Origin of the sequence: Nonomuraea mesophila, from assembly GCF_004352805.1 — a bacterium.
Lineage (GTDB): Bacteria > Actinomycetota > Actinomycetes > Streptosporangiales > Streptosporangiaceae > Nonomuraea > Nonomuraea longispora.
This window is the reverse complement of sequence record NZ_SMLD01000088.1, coordinates 20,641-39,272: the sequence shown is the minus strand read 5'-3', so window position 1 is coordinate 39,272 and position 18,632 is coordinate 20,641. Positions and strand designations below refer to the sequence as shown.

Genomic DNA, 18,632 nt, shown 5'->3' with positions numbered 1-18,632 from the left:
CAGCGGGGCAGCGGGGACGCGCGGAAGGCGTCGGCCGTTCGGGTTCCCGCCTGCTCCGACCGACGCGGCTTCGGCTAGCCTTCCCACCATGAGCGCCCGTCCGGCCAGCGGCGGTGGCCGGTGGGTGACCGTGCCGCCGGAGCGCCTGCACCCGTGGATCGACGGGTTCGCCGGCCGTCACGGGGCGTTCTCCGCCTCGGGCGACGACCGGGTGGTGCGGCTGCTCGCCGACGACGGCGCCCAGGCCGAACTGCACGTGCCCTTCCCTCCCATGACGCCTCCCGGCCCGCCCCACGTCACCCGGCTGGTCGCCCACGCGTCCGCGGAGCGGCGGGTGGGGGTGTTCCTAATGCGGCTCGGCGGGTACGCCGCCGGGGTCTTCCACGGGTCCGCGCTGGTCGCATCGAAAGTGGGGTCACGGCTGGTGCAGGGGCGCACGGCGGCCGGGGGATGGTCGCAGCAGCGCTTCGCCAGGCGGCGGCGCAAGCAGGCGGCCCAGGCGTTCGACGACGCGGTGGCGACGGCCGTGCGGGTATTGTCGCCCTACCTTGGGGAGCTGGACGCGGTGGTGCTCGGCGGGGACCGGCGGGCCGTCGACGCCCTGCGGCACGACCGGCGGCTGGCCCCCCTGCTGGCGCTGGAGACCGAGCCCTTCCTGGTGGTGCCCGACCCGAAGCTGGCGGTGCTGAAGGACACTCCGGCCACGTTCCGCGCGGTCCGTATCCGTGTGGTGGATGCTCCAGGCGTCAGCTTTCCCGGATGAGCCCCTGCGCGCCGAAGCGGCAGGGTTTTCCCTCACGCCGGGGATCAGGCGGACCTTCGCCACCTCATCCGGGTCTCATGGGAGGCGGCGAAGGACCGGTGTGAGACCGGACAGCCGTCCCTGTCAGCTGTGCGGCATCTCGACGATGCGATACCCTTCGTATTCGTACGAACACGGAGGGAGCCCACCATGGTAATGGCATCACGCAGGCGCCCTTGCAAGCTCACGCCCGAGACCGAGACCGCACCTCTCCCTGCCACAGCCCGCGAGTTGTTCGACGCGCTGCCGTCCCTTCCCGGCCTTCGCGCCGAAGTCATCGATGGGAGATTGATCGTGAGCCCCGTCGGCACCCCCGAGCATGCAAGAATCGCGATGCTGATCTACCGCGCGTTGCTTCCTCTGCTCGTTCAACGCGGCTGGGACGGCTTCGCCGGCAATGTGGATGTCTGTATCGATGGACCTCGGACCCCGGTCGAGCCCGATTTCGTGCTCGCTCCGCCTGACTGCCGTCGCTGGGGCGACCGGGAGTTGATGTCCTCGGGTCTGCTGATGGTGGCCGAGGTGATCTCCCCAGGCAGCGTGGAAGACGATCGGGTGAAAAAGCCCTCCATGTACGCTGCAGGCGGCGTTCCCGTCATGCTTCTGGTGGACCCGATCACCGCACCGCCCACCGTCACCGTGCTCAGCGACGCCAAAGAAGGCGAGTACCAAACGATCACCCGGGTTGCCGTGGGATCCACCGTGCACATCCCCGACCCGATCGGCTTCGACCTCGACACCGCTGTCTTCGCCGAGCCCTGAGGGCTCGTGAAAGGTCGAGCGCACCCTGTACGGGTGACCGTACCCGGTCGTCCGCCGACCTCGGGAGACACCTGCGCCTGATGCCCGGCGCATGAAGGTTCCCGAGGCCATGCCTGCCCCGCGATGGTTGAGACGATTCAATTCAATCTTGATTGCCGCTATGATGGCCGGGTTCACGGTGGGCGGCGTCCGGCCGTCCCGCCGGCAGGCAGCGGTTTCTGCACGGTGGCCGCGTCCGCGGACCACCTTCCCGAGTAGCGGCTCATGCACTTACAGCGGCACGGCCTCGTGAGGATGGATGGCGACCAGGAACATCAAGGAGGTCGCGCAGCTGGCGCGCGTCTCGGTGGGCACGGTGAGCAACGTGCTCAACCGCCCCGAGATCGTGTCACCCGCCACCCGCGAACGCGTCTTCGACGCCATCAAGGAGCTGGGGTTCGTCCGCAACGAGGTGGCCCGCCACCTGCGGGTGGGCCGCAGCCGTACGGTCGGGCTCGTCGTGCTCGACGTGGCCAACCCGTTCTTCGTCGACGTGGCCAGAGGCGCCGAGGCGGTGGCCGACGACCACGACACGATGGTGGTGCTGTGCAACAGCGCCGGTGACGCCGGTCGTGAGCGCCGCCACCTCGACCAGCTCGAACAGCAGCGGGTGATGGGCATCCTGATCACCCCGGTCGAGGCGGAGACGCCCTGGCCGGAGGAACTGTCGGCCCGCGGGATTCCTGTGGTGCTGGTCGACAGCCCGGCCACCGGCCTGCAGTGCTCGGTGGCGGTCGACGACCGGCTGGGCGGGCAGATCGCAGGCGCGCACCTCATCGAGCGCGGGCACCGGCGGATCATGTTCGCCGGCGGCCCGATGTCGATCAAACAGGTGGCCGACCGGCACGCGGGCGTGGCCGGGGCGGTGGCCGCCGCCGGCGGCGACGTCGAACTGCTCACCGCCACCGCCCCCACGCTGACCGTCGCCGAGGGGCGGGCCATCGGCGAGCGCATGGCGGCGCTGCCGGCCGCCGAACGGCCCACGGCCGCCTTCTGCGCCAACGACATGATGGCGCTCGGCCTGCTCCAGGCGATGGCCACGCACGGCCTGCGGGTGCCCGACGACCTGGCCATCATCGGCTACGACGACATCGACTTCGCCGCGGCGGCCGCGGTGCCGCTGTCCTCGGTACGGCAGCCGCGCGAACTGCTGGGCCGTACGGCGATCGACTTACTGCTCGAAGAGGTGGCCGAGCCCGAGCAGCACCGGCACCGGCAGGTCATCTTCCAGCCCGACCTCGTGATCCGCGAGTCCAGCGCGCCCTATCGCTCCCAACTCTGAACCGTTTCATCCCACCACCCACCTGCCGTGCGCCCACCGCCGATCGTCCACAGCCCAGCGTCGTCCGCCGTCCCGGCGAGTTGCCGGGCGTCCGTCCGCCGGGCGTCGTCCGCCGACTGCCGTGTGCCGACCGTCGTGCGCCGGCCGCCCGGAACCCGACCGCGGGTACCCGATCGTCCACCGTCCACCGTCCACCGTCCACCGTCCACCGACCACCGACCACCGAGTGTCGACCACCGACCACCGACCACCGAGTGCCGAGTGCCGTCTGTACGGTGCCCGACCGCGGGTGCCGATCGTCCACCGTCGTCCGTCCGCCATCGTCCGTCCGCCGTCCGCCGTCCGCCGAGTACCGAGTGCCGAGTGCCGAGTGCCGACCGTCCGTGTCCGGGGGCCGGTGCGTACGGCGTGATCCTGGAAGGAGCCACCCCTTGACCGAGCTCTACCGCAACGCCCTGGCCTGCCAGGAGGACCTGGCGGGTTTCGTATGGAGGGCGACGGTGTCACGTCCTTCCCCCGGGGCCGGATGCGGCTGGAGAGCCGCAGGCCGCCGTCCGACGGCCAGGCGGCCAACGTCGTGCTGTGGTGCCCCGTGGACCTGCCCGCCGACGTGCGGATCGAGTGGGACTTCCTGCCGATCAGGGAACCCGGCCTGGCCATCATGTTCTTCCACGCCAGGGGCAGGAACGGCGTCGACCTCTTCGACCCGGGCCTGGCCCGGCGCGCCGGCCCGTACGAGCAGTACCACCACGGCGACATCGACGCCTACCACGTCTCCTACTTCCGCCGCATGTGGGCGTCGGAGCGCGCCCTGCACACCTGCAACCTGCGCAAGAGCCATGGGTTTCACCTGGTCGCGCAGGGGCCGGACCCGCTGCCCGGGGTGCTCGACGCCGACGGCCCGTACGCGATGCGCATCGACGTGCGCGGCGGTGAGGTCACGTTCTCGGTCAACGATTTGGTCTCGTTCCGGTGGGCCGACGACGGCGCCGTGGGCGGGCCTGCGCTGGCAGGAGGCAAGATCGGGTTCCGGCAGATGGCTCCGCTCATCGGCGAGTACGGAAATCTGCGGATTTCGCGTCATTGACTTTGAGTCGATTCAACACTAATTTCGCAACACCACCGAGGTTCACCCTCCCGTTACGGCGGGGGAACCACGGCGCAACACTCCGCCCCCGTGTCCGCGCACACGCCGTCAGAAGGTGCTGCGGGATGAGCCATCCAGCCATGTCAATGAAGGTTCAAGCAGTCTGCTCGGAGATCTTCTGGGCGGCCAGGCTCAACCTGATGTGGATCGCCTTCACCATGCTCGGTGGCGTGCTTCTCGGGCTCGGGCCCGCCACCATGGCCGCGTACAGCGTCGCACGTCGTCACGCCAGGGGTGAATCGATTCACTGGGCGGACTTCTGGACCGCCTACCGGCGGGAGTTCGTCCGCGCCTCGCTGCTGGTCCTTCCCGTCGCGACGCTCGCCATCGTGCTGGTCGGCAACTACCTCTACCTGTCGGCCGCCGGGCCGGGCATGGGGACGCTGCGGATCGCGACCTTCGCGGCGCTCGTCGCGCTCGCCGGCGTGGGGGCGTACGTCGGCCCGCTCTACGTGCACTACGACCTTCCGCTGTGGGCCTACTGGCCCAAAGCGACACAGCTGGCACTCCTACGTCCGGCTTCGTCCGTGCTGTTGCTGCTGGTGCTCTCGTCCATCGCCTACGCGACCGCGGTGCTGCCCGTCCTGGCCCCGGTGATCGGCGCCGGCGCGTGGATCTACCTCAACACGTGGCTCTGCCAGCGCTTCTTCGCGGAGAACGAGGCGCGGCTGCATTCGAAAGGGAACTCATGAGCGCATCCCGTCGCCGGCGGCTCCTTGCCGGTGTGTTAACGCTAACGGCAGCCCTCACCGCCTCGGCCTGCTCCGGAGGTGACGCGCCGCAGTCCGACGCCAACACGATCACCTTCATGTCGAAGCTGTTCGGCACGGCACCCGACCCCAAGGGCGAGATGCATCAGGCGGTCGAGAAGTTCCTCGGCAAGAAGCTCAAGATCACCTGGGTCCCCAACGCCGAGTACACCGAGAAGCTGAACGTCACGCTCGCCTCGGACGACATCCCGCAGGTCATGGTCGTCGACCCGCACCTGCCGGCGTTCGTCAAGGCCGCCCAGGCCGGTGCGTTCTGGGATCTGACCGACAAGCTGGACAAGTACCCGAACCTCAAGCCCGCCGACGCGCAGACGGCGCTCAACGCCTCCGTCAACGGCAGAACCTACGGCCTCTACCGGATGCGGCCGCTGCTGCGCTCGGCAGTCGTCATCCGTAAGGACTGGCTGGACAAAGTCGGTCTCGACGAGCCAGAAACCGTCGACGACCTCTATGAGATCGCCAAGGCGTTCACCGAGAAGGACCCGGACGGCAACGGCAAGAAGGACACCTACGGTCTCGTCATCCCGAAGTGGCCGGGCAACTACGCCAGCTCCAGCCCGTACGACGTGATCGAGACATGGTTCGGCGCCCCGAACGGCTGGGGCGAGCGCAACGGCAAGATCGTGCCCGGCTTCGACACCCCCGAGTTCCTCGAGGCGAATCGGTGGCTGAAGAAGATGGTCGACGGCGGCATGGTCAACCCCGACTTCGCCACCCTTGACGCCGCCAAGTGGAACGACCCCGTCCAGCAGAACAGGGGCGGCATCATCATCGACGTCAACATCCGCTCCAGGCAGTGGCTCGACCTGTTCTACGAGCAGGACAAGGCGTCCTACGGCGACAAGGTCACCATGGTCGGCAACCTCAAGAGGTCCGATGGCAAGAAGTTCTCCTACCCGTTCACCGGCTATCTCGACTCCCTGGCCGTCTCCAAACAGAGCGTGCGGACCGAGGCGGAGCTCGACAACGTGCTGAAGACCCTCGACAAGCTGGCGACCAAGGAGGGCCAGGTCCTGCTCACGAACGGCATCGAGGGCCGCAACTTCAAGGTCGAGAACGGCGACACCGCCGCGCTGATCAACGAGGACGATCCCGCGGTCAAGACCATCCAGAACGACGTGGACGACGCCTTCATCCAGCTCAGCACCAAGGGTGACGTGTCCATCGGCGGGATCGCCTACCAGCGGGTGCCGTCGGGGGAGCCGTACCAGAAGATGCTCAGGCTCCAGAAGGAGCTGGTGGAGGAAGATCTGAAGACGGCTGTGCACAACGTGGCGCTTCCCGTGATCTCGCCCACCGCCGTCGCGAAGGGTGCTCAGATCGACACGATCGTCTCGGACGCCCGGATCAAGTACCTGTCGGGCACCTTCACCGAGGACCAGCTCAAGGCCGAGATCAAGCGCTGGTACGACAGCGGCGGCACGCAGGTGGCCGCCGAGATCAACGACCTGGTGTCCAAGCTCGGGCAGTAGACGCCGCGTCGAGAGGCCCGGGGCCCGCGCGTCCCGGGCCTCTCACATGAAAGGAGGCCGCTGTGGCCACCGACCTGGCGCCGCCTCCACCCAAGGCGGCTAGGGAGGCGAAGAATCGGAAGGCCGGCAAGGTGCCGCTCCGCGCGGCGCTGAGGCGCTACCGCTGGCTCTACTTGATGCTCGTTCCGGGCGTCGCCTACTTTCTGATCTTCAAGTACCTGCCGATGTACGGCGTGACGATCGCGTTCCAGGACTTCCTGCCCTTCCTCGGCTATTCGGGCAGCCCCTGGGTCGGCCTCAAACACTTCGAGGATCTGTTCTCCGGCCCCGACTTCGGCCGGCTGATGTTCAACACGCTGTTCCTGGCGCTGCTGCACATCGTCATCGTCTTCCCGGCGCCGATCATCGTCGCTCTGATGCTCAACGAGTTGCGCGTCAGCCTCGTGAAGCGCTCGGTACAGTCGCTGATCTACATCCCGCACTTCCTGTCCTGGACGATCGTCGCGTCGCTGACGTACCTGCTGTTCGCGGCGGACTTCGGCGTGATCTCCGGATGGATTCGCGACGTGCTGGGCGACACCGCGAAGGTCGACTACATGGCGCAGGAGGAGTGGTTCCGGCCACTGATCATCCTGCAGCAGCTGTGGAAGCAGACCGGCTGGGGCACGATCATCTACCTCGCCGCGCTGGCGGGCGTCGATCCCAACCTGTACGAGGCCGCCCGCATGGACGGCGCGGGACGTTTCCGCCAGCTCTGGCACGTCACCCTTCCCGCGATCCGCCCGACGGTCGTCGTGATGGCGATCCTCGCGTCGGGCAACCTGCTCGACTCCGGCTTCGAGCAGATCTGGCTCATGACCACCTCGCTGAACCGCTCGGTGGCCGACGTGTTCGACACCTACGTCTACTACGCAGGCATCCAGCAGGGCGCCATCAGCTACTCCACCGCCGTCGGCCTGTTCAAGGGCGTGGCGGGCGTCATCCTGATCTTCGGCTCGAACTGGCTGGCCAAGCGCCTCGGCCAGCGTGGACTGTTCTAAGGAGCCCCGGCATGCCGACCATGACCGAGACCAAGGCCACGCAGCCGGTCGACAACAACGGTTCGCCCGCCGGCCGCGTGTTCGACACGCTCAACGTCGTCGTACTCGTCGGTCTGGCGTTGATCACGGTGCTGCCGCTGCTCTACGTGCTGGCCGGATCGTTCGCGGGCGAGGCGGAGATCTCCTCCCGCCCGTTCTTCCTGTGGCCGGAGAAGTTCGTCACCGAGTCGTACGCGTACATCTTCGCCACCGACACGTTCGTCCGCGCCCTGCTCACAACCGTCGTCGTGACGGCGGTCGGCACGGTCGTCCAGTTGCTGCTGACGTTCACCATGGCCTACCCGCTGGCCAAACGTTATCTCCCGGGCAGGGCGCTGGTCCTGAACCTGGTCATTTTCACGATGGTCTTCTCCGGCGGCATGATCCCCACCTATCTGGTGGTGCGTGACCTGGGGCTGCTCGACAGCTACTGGGCGCTGATCCTGCCGCTCGCGATCAACCCGTTCTACCTGATCATCGTCAAGAGCTTCTTCCAGGAGCTGCCGCAGGCGCTGGAGGAGGCCGCGCGCATCGACGGCTGCAACGAGATGGGTGTGTTCTTCAAGATAGTCCTGCCGTTGTCCAAGCCGGTCATCGCCACGTTCTCGCTGTTCTACGCGGTGGCCATCTGGAACGACTACATGTCGCCGCTGCTGTACATCAGCGACCCTGACAAGTGGACGCTGCAGGTCCTGGTGCGGCAGCTGACCAGCACCGACGCCGCCACCGCCCTGTCCCAGATGGACAGAACCTGGGTGCCGCCCGAGCAGGGCCTCAAGTTCGCCGTCGTCGTCATCGCGACCCTGCCGATCCTGTTCTTCTACCCGTTCCTGCAGAAACACTTCGCCAAGGGCGTGCTGATCGGGTCGGTCAAGGAATGAGGCACGGCCCGCAGCCCCCGACTGGAGGAAAGCACATGACCGAGCTTCGCTGGCTGGACCGTCCCGGTGAGGAAGGAACGACCTGGGGGGTCCCGTGGCCGCGCGGCGCGGTGGCGCGGGACGCCCCGTTCGCGCTGGCCGACGACGCGGGCCGCGAGGTGCCCGTGCAGAGCTGGGTGACCGCCACCTGGCCCGACGGCTCGGTCAAGTGGTCGGCCCACGCCATCGGCGCGCAGCGGGACGCCGCGCGGGCGTACCGGCTGGAACCGGGCCGCGAGCCCGCCGCGCCGGGCACGGCCGTGACCGTGGCGCGCGAGCGGGGCGGGCTGGTCGTGAGCACGGGCGTGGTCACGTGGGAGCTCGGCGGCGGGACGGTCGCCCGCTCGATCTCGCGCGGGAGCCGCGAGATCGCGAGGAACGTCCGCCTGGTCAGCCTCCGGCAGGGCGAGCCCACCCCCGACGAGGGCGGCGCCGTGGCCCGCGAGCAGGGCGAGGGCGTCGTCGATAGCGTCACCGTCGAGCAGGACGGCCCGCTGCGCGCCGTCGTGCGGCTGGAGGGCCGGCACGGCGACTGGCTGCCGTTCACCGTGCGCCTGTACTTCTACGCCGGCGCCGAACAGGTGCGGATCATGCACACGTTCGTCTGGGACGGCGACCCGGAGCGCGACTTCCTGGCCGGGCTCGGGCTGCGCGCCGACGTGGTCATGCGCGACCAGCCGCACGACCGGCACGTACGCCTGGCCGGGGCGGAGGGCTTCCTCACCGAGGCGGTACGCGGCCTGACCGGCCTGCGCCGCGACCCCGGCGAGCGGGTACGCCGGGCGCAGGTCGAGGGCAGGCCGGCCGGGGAGATCGCCCCCGAAGTGGCGAGCCGGCTGCACCTCATCCCCGCCTGGAACGACTACACGCTCGACCAGGGCTCGGCCGACGGCTTCACGCTGCGCAAGCGCACCGCCGACGGCCACGCGTGGGTGACGATCCCCTCGGGGACCCGCTCGGGCGGCTACGGCTACGTCGGCGGCGTCAGCGGCGGCCTCGGCTTCGGGCTGCGCGACTTCTGGCGCCTGCACCCCACCCGCCTCGACGTCAGGAACGCCGCCACCGGCCTGGCCACGGCGACCGTCTGGATGTGGTCGCCGTCCGCGCCGGCCATGGACCTGCGCTTCTACCACGACGGCATGGGCCAGGACACGTTCGCCGAGCAGCTCGAAGGGCTGGAGATCACGTACGAGGACTACGAGCCGGGCTTCGGCGACGCCCGCGGTGTGGCGCGTACGCACGAGCTGACCCTGCGCGCCTGCGACGCCACGCCCTCCGCCGCGGACCTGGCCGCGCACGCCGCCGCGCTGGAGCGGCCGGGACTGCTGGCCGTGGCGCCCGAGCGGGCGCGCGAGGCCGGCGTGTTCGGGGTGTGGGGGCTGCCCGACCGCTCCACGCCGGAGCGCGCCCTGATCGAGGACCGCCTGGACTTCCTGTTCGACCTGTACGTGCTGGAGCGCGAGCAGCGCAGGTGGTACGGGTTCTGGGACTACGGCGACGTCATGCACACCTACGACGAGGACCGGCACACCTGGCGTTACGACGTGGGCGGCTACGCGTGGGACAACTCGGAGCTGTCGCCCGACCTGTGGTTGTGGCTGCAGTACCTGCGCACGGGACGCGCCGACGTCTTCCGGTTCGCCGAGGCCATGACCCGGCACACGGGCGAGGTCGACGTCTACCATCTCGGCAGGTGGAAGGGCCTGGGCAGCCGGCACAACGTGCAGCACTGGGGCTGCAGCTGCAAGCAGCTGCGCATCTCCAACGCCGCCTACCGCCGCTTCTACTACTACCTGACCGCCGACGAGCGGACCGGCGACCTCATGGACGAGCTGAGCACGCCGGAGGAGACGTTCCTGGCGATCGACCCCACGCGCAAGGTCCGCGAGGACGTCTACACGCCGGACCCGGCGGCGCTGTCGGTCGGCCTGGGCACGGACTGGGGCTCGCTGGCGGCGGCGTGGCTGACCCGCTGGGAGCGGCACGGCGACGAGCGGGCCAGGGACCGGCTGCTGGGCACGATGGCCGACATCGGCGCGATGCCGCGCCGGTTCCTGTCCGGCGAGGGCCGGCTGGACCTCGGAACGGGCCGCTTCGACACCTCGCGGGACCAGATCTCCGTCTCCCACCTGTCGTCGCTGTTCGGGCTGCCGGAGATCTGCGCGGAGCTCATCGCGCTCGACGTCGGCGTCCCGGGTTTCGAGGAGGCGTGGCTGGAGTACTGCCGCCTCTACCTCGCCACCCCCGAGCAGCAGGAGGCGGAGGTGGGCCGGCCGCTGAGCGGGATCTCGCTCATCCAGGCGCACAGCAGGCTCACCGCGTACGCGGCGGTCCGCACCGGCGACGACGAGCTGGCCGCGTGGGCGTGGCGCAAGTTCCGTCTCGGCGAGGGGGACCAGCTCAACCGCAACCCGATGCAGCACCAGGAGAGGTGGGAGCTGACGACGGTCGGCGGCCCTGAGGTGCCCTCGCCGGTGCGCGAGGCGCCGTTCGTGTCCACCAACAGCGCGGCGCAGTACGGCCTGGCCGCCATCTGCAACCTGGCCCTGATCGGGAAGCACCTGGCGGACGGTTAACCAGGGGTGGGGCCCCTGCGGTGGGCCTACACTGATCGGTATGCATGCTCCCGATTGATCGGCGTCGCACGCCCCAACCCTCGTTTCCTAGCTCGGGAGTGTTCCGCCATCATGATCATCGCCAGTGATATCGAGCTGCGCGCGGGCGCGCGCCTGCTCATCGAGAAAGCCACGTTCCGGGTCAATCCCGGCGACAAGATCGGGCTCGTCGGCCGCAACGGCGCGGGCAAGACGACCCTGACCAGGGTGCTGGCGGGCGAGGGGTTGCCCGCGTCCGGCACCGTCACCAGGTCCGGCAGCGTCGGCTACCTGCCTCAGGACCCGCGCACCGGCGACCTGCAGGTGCTGGCCCGCGACCGCATCCTGTCGGCGCGCGGGCTCGATCAGGTGCTGCGCGACCTGCGTGAGGCCGAGCTCGGCATGTCCTCCGCCGACGACCGCACGCGCGAGCGGGCGGTGAAGCGCTACGGCCGTCTCGAGGACCAGATGCACGTGCTCGGCGGCTACGCGGCCGAGTCGGAGGCCGCCTCCATCGCCTCCAGCCTCGGCCTGCCGGACAGGGTGCTCACGCAGCCGCTGCAAACGCTTTCCGGAGGCCAGCGCAGGCGCGTCGAATTGGCGCGAATTCTTTTCAGCGGAGCGGAAACTCTCCTTCTCGACGAGCCGACAAACCACCTAGATGCGGACTCAATCGGGTGGCTTCGTGATTTTTTGCGCTCTCATCAAGGCGGCTTGGTGATCATCAGCCACGACGTCGGCCTTCTTGAAGCGACGGTCAACAAGGTCCTGCACCTCGACGCCAACCGCTCGGTGATCGACCACTACAACGTGGGCTGGAAGGCCTACCTCGCCCAGCGCGAGACCGACGAGAAGCGCAGGAAGCGCGAGCGCGCCAACGCCGAGAAGCAGGCGGGCGCGCTGCTGGCCCAGGCCGACAAGATGCGCGCCAAGGCCACCAAGGCCAAGGCCGCCCAGGACATGATGCGGCGCGCGCACCGGCTGCTCGCCGGCACGGAGGAGGAACGCCAGAGCGACAAGGTGGCCAAGCTGCGCTTCCCCGAGCCGCAGCCGTGCGGACGCACCCCGCTGATGGCCGAGGGCCTGTCGAAGGCGTACGGCTCGCTGGAGGTCTTCACCGACGTCGACGTGGCCATCGACCGCGGTCATCGCGTCGTCATCCTCGGCCTCAACGGCGCGGGCAAGACCACGCTGCTGCGCCTGCTCGGCGGCATAGAAAAGCCCGACACCGGTGAGATCAGGCCCGGTCACGGTCTCAAGATCGGTTATTACGCCCAGGAGCACGAGACCCTCGACAACGACCGCACGCTCCTGGAGAACATGCGCTCGGCCGGTGGCGAGTTCACCGACACCGAGCTGCGCAAGGTGCTCGGCTCGTTCCTGTTCTCCGGCGACGACGCCGACAAGCCGGCCGGGGTGCTCTCCGGCGGTGAGAAGACCCGGCTCGCGCTGGCCATCCTGGTGCTTTCGAGCGCCAATGTGCTGCTTCTCGACGAGCCCACGAACAACCTCGACCCGGTCAGCCGCGAGCAGGTTCTCCACGCTCTAAGGTCGTATTCAGGGGCAATCGTCCTAGTCACGCATGACGAGGGTGCCGTTGACGCCCTGTCACCGGATAGGGTGATCTTGCTACCTGACGGAACTGAAGACGCATGGAGCGACGAATTTTCCGATCTTGTGGCACTTGCCTGATCTTAATTTGAGTGGGTACGGATCTTTTCCCGTGGAGTAGGTAGCCGATCCCGCTGAAATGACTGATCATGGCGGAGTAACGCTGCGGAAGTCCGGCACTACAGGAGGTACTCGTGGCCGAGACACTGAAGAAGGGCACCCGGGTCACCGGGGCCGACCGGGAAAAACTGGCCGGCGATCTCAAGAAGCGCTATGCCCAGGGCGAGAGCATTCGCGCCCTGGCCGCTTCCACTGGCCGGTCCTACGGGTTCATCCACCGCATCCTTAGCGAGTCCGGCGTGACTCTGCGCGGGCGCGGCGGGGCGACCCGGGGCAAGTCCAAGCGCTGACGGCCGCCTCGGAACGTGCGACCGCAGCCGCTCGTCCCTTGACAGCCGACGTCGCGCCCGGGCCAGAACGACATTCTGTAGGCTCGGGCGCGACGGTCAGCACTCTGCAGCGCACCCCGTGCGCGGCCGGGACACGAGGAGCGGGCGATGGCGGAAGCGCAGGCGCAACAGCGCGGGGGGTATGCGGAGGACGTCTCAGCCGGGCAACCGGCGCAAGGCGGGCTCCGATTCGAGGTGGACGGTGAGATAGCGACGATCACGCTGGACCGGCCGGAAAAGCGCAACGCCATGACGTTCGCGACATGGTCGGCACTGGCTCGCATCGGCGAGAACCTGCCCGAGCAGGTGCGCGTCGTCGTCGTGAAAGGTGAGGGACCGTCCTTCTCGGCAGGAATCGACCTGCGAATGTTCACACCGGAGGGGGTGCCCGGACAGGGCTCGTTCAGCTCGGCGGCCGCTGCTGATGCCGCCACCTTCGAGCAGCGCCTGCAGCAGGCTCAGGCGGGATACCTGTGGCTGCGCCGCCCGGAGATCGTCTCCATCGCCGCCGTGCGGGGGCACGCGATCGGCGCTGGATTTCAGTTGGCGCTCGCCTGCGACCTGCGGATCGTCGCCGACGACGTCGCGTTCTGCATGAAGGAGGCCGCTCTGGGCCTCGTGCCCGACCTGACCGGCACCAAGCCCCTGGTCGAGCTGGTGGGCCTGGCCAAGGCGAAGGACCTGTGCCTGACGGCCAGGGTGGTGCACGCGGACGAGGCCGCGCGGATCGGCCTCGCGGAAAAGGTGGTCGCGGGAAGCGACCTCGACCAGGCGGTAGCAGACAAGGCCGAGCAACTGCTCGCCGTCAACCGTGACGCGGCCGCCGCGACCAAACGGCTTCTCCAGGGGGCGCAGGGCCGTTCCCTGGAGGAGCAGTGCGCGGCCGAGGGAGCCGAGCAGGCCGCCCGGCTCAAGGCCCTCTTCGGCTGATCAAGGGCCGCGTGGGCAGGAGGTTCCGGCGAACGGTTGACGGCTCCCGATTACGCGGTGAGCTGACTCGGGAATCCTCGAGCGCCATGGTGGCGCTGAGTCCGGGGGAGGACCCCGAATGGCGATGATGGGCGGGGGCTTCGGCCCCGGTGTGATGGCGTCCCTGCGGCGCGACGAATCGGTGACCAGACAGCGGCTGCGGCCCGGCATCGCGCGGCGCATCGCGCGCTACGCCAGGCCGTACACCAGGCAGATCGTGGCGTTCCTCGGGCTCGTCGTCCTGGGGGCGGTGATCGTGATCGCCAACCCGCTGCTGATGAAGGCGATCATCGACGACGGCATCCTGCCCAAGCGGCCGGACATCGTGGTCTGGCTGGCCGTGGCCATCGCCGTGCTGGCCCTGGTCGATGCCGGGCTGACACTGGTGCAGCGGTGGTTCTCCGCGCGCATCGGCGAGGGCCTGATCTTCGACCTGCGCACCGAGGTGTTCGACCACGTGCAGCGCATGCCGGTGGCGTTCTTCATGCGGGCGCAGACCGGCGCGCTGGTCAGCAGGCTCAACACCGACGTGATCGGCGCCCAGCGGGCGCTGACGAGCACGCTGTCGTCCGTGGTCTCCAACGTGGTCAGCCTGATCCTGGTGCTGGGCGCCATGCTCGCCCTGTCATGGCAGGTCACCCTGGTCGCGCTGGTGCTGCTGCCGATCTTCATCGTCCCCGCCAAGTTCGTGGGGCGCCGCATGTCGGCGCTGACCCGGGAGCAGATGCAGCTCGACGCCGAGATGAGCTCGGTGACCACCGAGCGGTTCAACGTGGCGGGCGCGACGGTCGCCAAGCTCTACGGCCGGCCGGAGGACGACGCCGAGGTGTTCGGCAGCCGCGCCGCCAGGGTCCGCGACGTGGGCGTGACCGTCGGCATGTACGGCACCGTGTTCCGGGTCGCGCTCGGGCTCGTGGCCGCGCTGGCCACCGCCCTGGTGTACGGCATCGGCGGCGTGCTGTCCGTCTCCGGGGTCTTCGAGCTCGGCACGCTGGTGGCCCTGGCCGCCCTGCTGATGCGCCTGTACGGCCCGCTGACGTCGCTGTCCAACGTGCACGTGGACGTGATGACGGCCCTCGTGAGCTTCGACCGGGTCTTCGAGATCCTCGACCTCGAACCCATGGTGGCCCAGCGCCCCGGCGCCCTGCCGGTGCCCGGGGGCCCGGTGACGATCGAGTTCGACGACGTGCGTTTCCGCTACCCCGCCGCCGAGGAGGTCTCCCTGGCCTCGCTGGAGTCGGTCGCCCGGCAGGACACCGGCCCGTCCCACCCGGTGCTGGAGGGCGTCTCGTTCCGGGCCGGGCCCGGGCAGCTGATCGCCCTCGTCGGCCATTCGGGCGCCGGGAAGACGACGATGACCTCGCTGGTCTCCCGCCTCTACGACGTCGACGAGGGCGCGGTCAGGATCAACGGGCTCGACGTGCGCGACGCCACGCTCGACTCCCTGCGCGAGACCGTAGGGGTGGTCATGCAGGACGCTCATCTCTTCCATGACACGATCGCGGCCAACCTCCGCTATGCCAGGCCGGAGGCCGGGGACGAGGAGATCTGGGAGGCTCTCAGGGCCGCGCAGATAGGTGACCTCGTGGAGGGCCTGCCCGACGGGCTGGAGACCGTGGTGGGCGATCGCGGCTACCGGCTGTCCGGCGGCGAGAAGCAGCGCCTCGCGCTGGCCAGGCTCCTGCTCAAGGCGCCGCGCGTGGTGGTGCTCGACGAGGCCACCGCCCACCTCGACTCCGAGTCGGAGGCGGCGGTGCAGGTGGCGCTGAAGACCGCGCTGGAGGGCCGCACGTCGCTGGTCATCGCGCACCGGCTGTCGACGATCAGGGAGGCGGACGAGATCCTCGTCGTCCACGACGGCCGCATCGCCGAACGCGGCAGGCACGACGAGCTGCTGGCGCGCGAGGGGCTCTACGCCGAGCTCTACCGCACCCAGTTCACTTCTTCCTCAGGTAGCCCAGCCGCTTGAGCTCCTCGCGGGCGACCTTCTCCACGAGCTTGACGTCGTCGCGCGTGAGCCGGGACTTCCAGGCGCCCGGCTTGGGCACGGCGGGGTCGTACAGGACGACCTTCGACACCCGCGTCTGCAGGAACTCCGTGAGCGTGGCCACCGACTGCTGCGGTCTGAGCACCAGGTCCTCGTAGCGAAGCGTCAGGAGCAGCTCCTCGGGCAGGGTCCTGCGCAGGTCGGCGCTGACGCGCACGGCGCTGCGCCAGCGCAGCGCGCTCTTGCCCGAGTCGGGCATCTCACGCCAGCGGCCGAGGTGCTCGTCCTTGCTGATGCCGAGGAACGCGCTGGGGAACTCGGTCTGGCCCGTCACCATCGCCGGCTTGAACCAGGCCAGGCACTCCGGGTCGGCCAGCATGCCGGCCACGGCGTCCCTGCCGTCGCGGATGAGCTGCACGAACCGGGCGTCGGGGAACGCCTGGAGCAGCACGGGCACGCTGTAGAGCAGATCGGGGCTGCCGTCGCCGAACCGGGTGACGTCGCCGGCGTTCACGCAGGGGCCCGAGCCGGTGACGCCGCCCGCGTCCCTGCACGGCTCGGCGCACTGGCCGCACGATCGGGGCAGCACCTGCCACGACTCGGCCAGGGCGTCGCGCATGACGCGCACGGCGCCGGACGTGCCGGCGAGCGACGGTCTGCGGGCGAAGGCGTACACCACGTGCGCCACGCTCGCACGGCCCATCGTCACGTGGAAGCCAGGGGATCGTTTCAGGGCGCGGGCGAGCAGGTCCGTGCCGGAATGCGGGGCTCCGAGCAGGAAGACCGGCCGGCGGACCTTGACGCCGTTGACCACGAGGATGTGGGGCGGAAGTCGCATACGACAGGTAAGTGTGGCACCGTTTGGCACGTGAACGAGCCAGCGCCGCGTCGGTGCTCACCGAAGCAGCATGTAAGGAGTTGAGTCAATGCAGGCTGGTGACACCGTCGCGATCGTCTCGCCGTCAGGCCCGCCCAACGCCGTGATGCTGAGGCGCGGCGTCGAGCGTCTGGAAGGGCTCGGGCTGAAGGTGGTGATCGGCGCGCACGCGCTCGACCGCCAGGAGCTCGACCACCTCGCGGGCAGCGACGCGGCGAGGGCCGCCGACCTGCAGGCGGCCTGGTGCGACCCGGCCGTCTCCGCGGTGTTCTGCTGCCGGGGCGGCTACGGCGCCGCGCGGCTGCTCGACCGCCTCGACTGGAACGCCATGCGCGCGGCGGGCCGCAAGGTCCTGGTCGGGTCCAGCGACATCACCGCACTGCACAACGCGTTCGCCATCGAGCTGGGCGTGCCCACGCTGCACGGGCCGATGCCCGCCTCCAAGATCTTGGCCGACGAGAAGCCGCCGGAGCCGCGCAGCTGGGAGAGCCTGCAGGCGGCGCTGTTCGGTGCCCCAGGCGTCGTGCACGGCGACCGGGTGCTGGTGCCGGGGCGGGCCGAGGGCGTGCTGTCCGGCGGTAACCTGTCGCTGCTCGCCTCGATGTGCGGCACCCGGTGGCAGCCGTCGTTCCGGGGCCGGATCGCCTTCCTGGAGGACGTGACGGAGGAGCCCTACCGGATCGACCGCATGCTGACGCAGTTGCTGCAGGCGGGGGTGTTCGACGGGGTGCGGGGCATCGCGCTCGGCTCGTGGGTCGACTGCGGCGATCCCTACCCGGTGCTGCTCGACCGCCTGGGGCCACTCGGGGTGCCCGTGGTGGCGGGGTTGCCGGTGGGGCACGGGTCGCCACAGATGAGCGTGTGGCTGGGAGCGCTTGGTGTTATCGATACCGAATCGTGCTCCCTGGCTGGTCGGATCGGCGATAGGGAGCAGGCAAGGTAGGAGGGACGAAACCGACAGAAGGGACACGGCGCGTGAATTTGTTCGGGCGTGACCGCGAGCCCTCGCGCCGGCCGGTCGAGGACGTCGACCTCGACTCCCTGCTCGCGCTCGTCGCGGAGTCGCTCGGCTACTCCTTCGAGTTCGCGCGCGACGGAGGCTCCGTGAGGCTGACGAGCGCCACGGGCCCGGACGCCGGGCCGGGGGAGCCGCTCGACGTCCGGCTCACCGGGCTGCGGCGCGAGGCCGCGCGCAGAGCCAGGGAGGACTGGCCGATGCTGGTCTCCGAACACCTCGCCCATGCCGTCGCCACCGCCGGCGACCGGCTCGACGTGTGCGACCTGGAGCAGGCCAAGCCGCTGATGCGCACCAGGGTGGAGTCCGTCGACGAGGTGAGCGACCTGACCCGCGTGGTGGGCCGCCACCTCAACGCCGACCTCGTGGAGCTGCTCACCGTCGGCACGCGGGCCGTGCGCCCCGAGGAGGCGGGCTGCTGGCCCGTCCCGCCGGCGCGGGCCCTCGACCTCGCCGTGGCCAACGTACGCCGCGACGAGCGGCTGCTGGTCGAGCGGATCGAGTTGTCGGGCACGCCGGTGACCCGCCTGACCGCGGCCACCCCCGCGGCCGCCACACATCTGCGCTGGCTCGGTTCCTACCTGCCCGTGCCCGCCGACGGGGCGCTCGTGGTGCTGCCCGACCCCTACACCCTGCTCGTCCATCCGGTCGACGGCATCGGCGTGGTGCGGGCCATCGAGCGGCTGCGGGTGCACGCGGCCCAGACCGACGGGCTCAGCTCACAGGTCTACTGGTGGCACCGGGGAGCGCTGACCCTCATCAAGGCCGACATCGTGCTGCAGAGCGGCCACGCCCGGCTCGTCGTGGCGCCGCCGCCGGAGTTCGCCGAGGTCCTGGCCCGGCTGGCCGTCTGACCC

At 69.6% G+C, this 18,632-nt stretch carries 16 protein-coding genes; 15 read left to right on the top strand and 1 reads right to left on the bottom strand.

The window, feature by feature from the left end:
• The first annotated feature begins 88 nt into the window (after positions 1-88).
• The 13 genes from E1295_RS28590 to E1295_RS28525 all read left to right on the top strand — a co-directional run bounded on the left by E1295_RS28590 (position 89) and on the right by E1295_RS28525 (position 15,865).
• Positions 89-763 carry an acVLRF1 family peptidyl-tRNA hydrolase gene (locus E1295_RS28590; RefSeq protein WP_132634526.1) on the top strand — a complete coding sequence of 225 codons (675 nt, stop codon included), beginning with the start codon at positions 89-91 and terminating at the stop codon, positions 761-763.
• A gap of 270 nt (positions 764-1,033) precedes the next feature.
• Positions 1,034-1,564 carry a Uma2 family endonuclease gene (locus E1295_RS28585; protein WP_246080449.1) on the top strand — a complete coding sequence of 177 codons (531 nt, stop codon included), beginning with the start codon at positions 1,034-1,036 and terminating at the stop codon, positions 1,562-1,564.
• Positions 1,565-1,862: 298 nt separating this feature from the next.
• The gene (locus tag E1295_RS28580; protein WP_132634522.1) at positions 1,863-2,885 is read left to right on the top strand and encodes a LacI family DNA-binding transcriptional regulator; all 1,023 of its coding nucleotides are present in this window, start codon (positions 1,863-1,865) and stop codon (positions 2,883-2,885) included.
• 487 nt (positions 2,886-3,372) lie between these two features.
• A complete protein-coding gene (locus E1295_RS28570; RefSeq protein ID WP_132634518.1) occupies positions 3,373-3,972 on the top strand; it encodes a DUF1961 family protein in 600 nt (199 codons plus the stop codon).
• A 146-nt stretch (positions 3,973-4,118) separates the two neighbouring features.
• A complete protein-coding gene (locus tag E1295_RS28565) occupies positions 4,119-4,724 on the top strand; it encodes a YesL family protein (RefSeq protein WP_246080447.1) in 606 nt (201 codons plus the stop codon).
• Positions 4,725-4,840: 116 nt separating this feature from the next.
• On the top strand, positions 4,841-6,274 hold the full coding sequence (locus tag E1295_RS28560) for an extracellular solute-binding protein (protein ID WP_220448932.1): 1,434 nt from the start codon (positions 4,841-4,843) through the stop codon (positions 6,272-6,274).
• A 62-nt stretch (positions 6,275-6,336) separates the two neighbouring features.
• The gene (locus E1295_RS28555; RefSeq protein ID WP_132634514.1) at positions 6,337-7,314 is read left to right on the top strand and encodes an ABC transporter permease; all 978 of its coding nucleotides are present in this window, start codon (positions 6,337-6,339) and stop codon (positions 7,312-7,314) included.
• Between the two features lie 11 nt (positions 7,315-7,325).
• The gene (locus E1295_RS28550; RefSeq protein ID WP_132634512.1) at positions 7,326-8,234 is read left to right on the top strand and encodes a carbohydrate ABC transporter permease; all 909 of its coding nucleotides are present in this window, start codon (positions 7,326-7,328) and stop codon (positions 8,232-8,234) included.
• A gap of 35 nt (positions 8,235-8,269) precedes the next feature.
• Positions 8,270-10,849, top strand: coding sequence for an exo-rhamnogalacturonan lyase family protein (locus E1295_RS28545; RefSeq protein WP_132634510.1), 2,580 nt, complete (start codon positions 8,270-8,272; stop codon positions 10,847-10,849).
• Positions 10,850-10,960: 111 nt separating this feature from the next.
• Positions 10,961-12,559 carry an ABC-F family ATP-binding cassette domain-containing protein gene (locus tag E1295_RS28540; protein WP_132634508.1) on the top strand — a complete coding sequence of 533 codons (1,599 nt, stop codon included), beginning with the start codon at positions 10,961-10,963 and terminating at the stop codon, positions 12,557-12,559.
• Between the two features lie 113 nt (positions 12,560-12,672).
• Positions 12,673-12,888 (top strand): helix-turn-helix domain-containing protein, encoded by a 216-nt coding sequence (locus E1295_RS28535; protein WP_125642298.1) that lies wholly within the window; start codon positions 12,673-12,675, stop codon positions 12,886-12,888.
• 147 nt (positions 12,889-13,035) lie between these two features.
• A complete protein-coding gene (locus E1295_RS28530; RefSeq protein ID WP_132634506.1) occupies positions 13,036-13,857 on the top strand; it encodes an enoyl-CoA hydratase/isomerase family protein in 822 nt (273 codons plus the stop codon).
• Positions 13,858-13,975: 118 nt separating this feature from the next.
• The gene (locus tag E1295_RS28525) at positions 13,976-15,865 is read left to right on the top strand and encodes an ABC transporter ATP-binding protein (protein WP_132634504.1); all 1,890 of its coding nucleotides are present in this window, start codon (positions 13,976-13,978) and stop codon (positions 15,863-15,865) included.
• On the opposite strand, the gene E1295_RS28520 is transcribed toward E1295_RS28525, so the two are convergent.
• Entirely contained in the window at positions 15,834-16,721 is an 888-nt protein-coding gene (locus E1295_RS28520; protein WP_132634502.1) for a sulfotransferase family protein, read from the bottom strand. The genes E1295_RS28525 and E1295_RS28520 overlap by 32 nt on opposite strands.
• 88 nt (positions 16,722-16,809) lie before the next feature.
• Here E1295_RS28520 and E1295_RS28515 point away from each other — a divergent pair, with 88 nt between their 5' ends.
• Positions 16,810-17,703 (top strand): S66 peptidase family protein, encoded by an 894-nt coding sequence (locus E1295_RS28515; protein WP_132634500.1) that lies wholly within the window; start codon positions 16,810-16,812, stop codon positions 17,701-17,703.
• A gap of 32 nt (positions 17,704-17,735) precedes the next feature.
• On the top strand, positions 17,736-18,629 hold the full coding sequence (locus E1295_RS28510; protein WP_132634498.1) for a hypothetical protein: 894 nt from the start codon (positions 17,736-17,738) through the stop codon (positions 18,627-18,629).
• Positions 18,630-18,632 lie beyond the last annotated feature (3 nt).

What these genes read in the sequence shown, in the direction of transcription:
- E1295_RS28590 (WP_132634526.1), top strand. Translation starts at nt 89, where the DNA reads ATGAGCGCCCGTCCGGCCAGCGGCGGTGGCCGGTGGGTGACCGTGCCG.
- E1295_RS28580 (WP_132634522.1), top strand. Translation starts at nt 1,863, where the DNA reads ATGGCGACCAGGAACATCAAGGAGGTCGCGCAGCTGGCGCGCGTCTCG.
- E1295_RS28570 (WP_132634518.1), top strand. Translation starts at nt 3,373, where the DNA reads ATGGAGGGCGACGGTGTCACGTCCTTCCCCCGGGGCCGGATGCGGCTG.
- E1295_RS28565 (WP_246080447.1), top strand. Translation starts at nt 4,119, where the DNA reads ATGAAGGTTCAAGCAGTCTGCTCGGAGATCTTCTGGGCGGCCAGGCTC.
- E1295_RS28560 (WP_220448932.1), top strand. Translation starts at nt 4,841, where the DNA reads ATGTCGAAGCTGTTCGGCACGGCACCCGACCCCAAGGGCGAGATGCAT.
- E1295_RS28550 (WP_132634512.1), top strand. Translation starts at nt 7,326, where the DNA reads ATGCCGACCATGACCGAGACCAAGGCCACGCAGCCGGTCGACAACAAC.
- E1295_RS28545 (WP_132634510.1), top strand. Translation starts at nt 8,270, where the DNA reads ATGACCGAGCTTCGCTGGCTGGACCGTCCCGGTGAGGAAGGAACGACC.
- E1295_RS28540 (WP_132634508.1), top strand. Translation starts at nt 10,961, where the DNA reads ATGATCATCGCCAGTGATATCGAGCTGCGCGCGGGCGCGCGCCTGCTC.
- E1295_RS28530 (WP_132634506.1), top strand. Translation starts at nt 13,036, where the DNA reads ATGGCGGAAGCGCAGGCGCAACAGCGCGGGGGGTATGCGGAGGACGTC.
- E1295_RS28525 (WP_132634504.1), top strand. Translation starts at nt 13,976, where the DNA reads ATGGCGATGATGGGCGGGGGCTTCGGCCCCGGTGTGATGGCGTCCCTG.
- E1295_RS28520 (WP_132634502.1), bottom strand. Translation starts at nt 16,721, where the DNA reads ATGCGACTTCCGCCCCACATCCTCGTGGTCAACGGCGTCAAGGTCCGC.
- E1295_RS28515 (WP_132634500.1), top strand. Translation starts at nt 16,810, where the DNA reads ATGCAGGCTGGTGACACCGTCGCGATCGTCTCGCCGTCAGGCCCGCCC.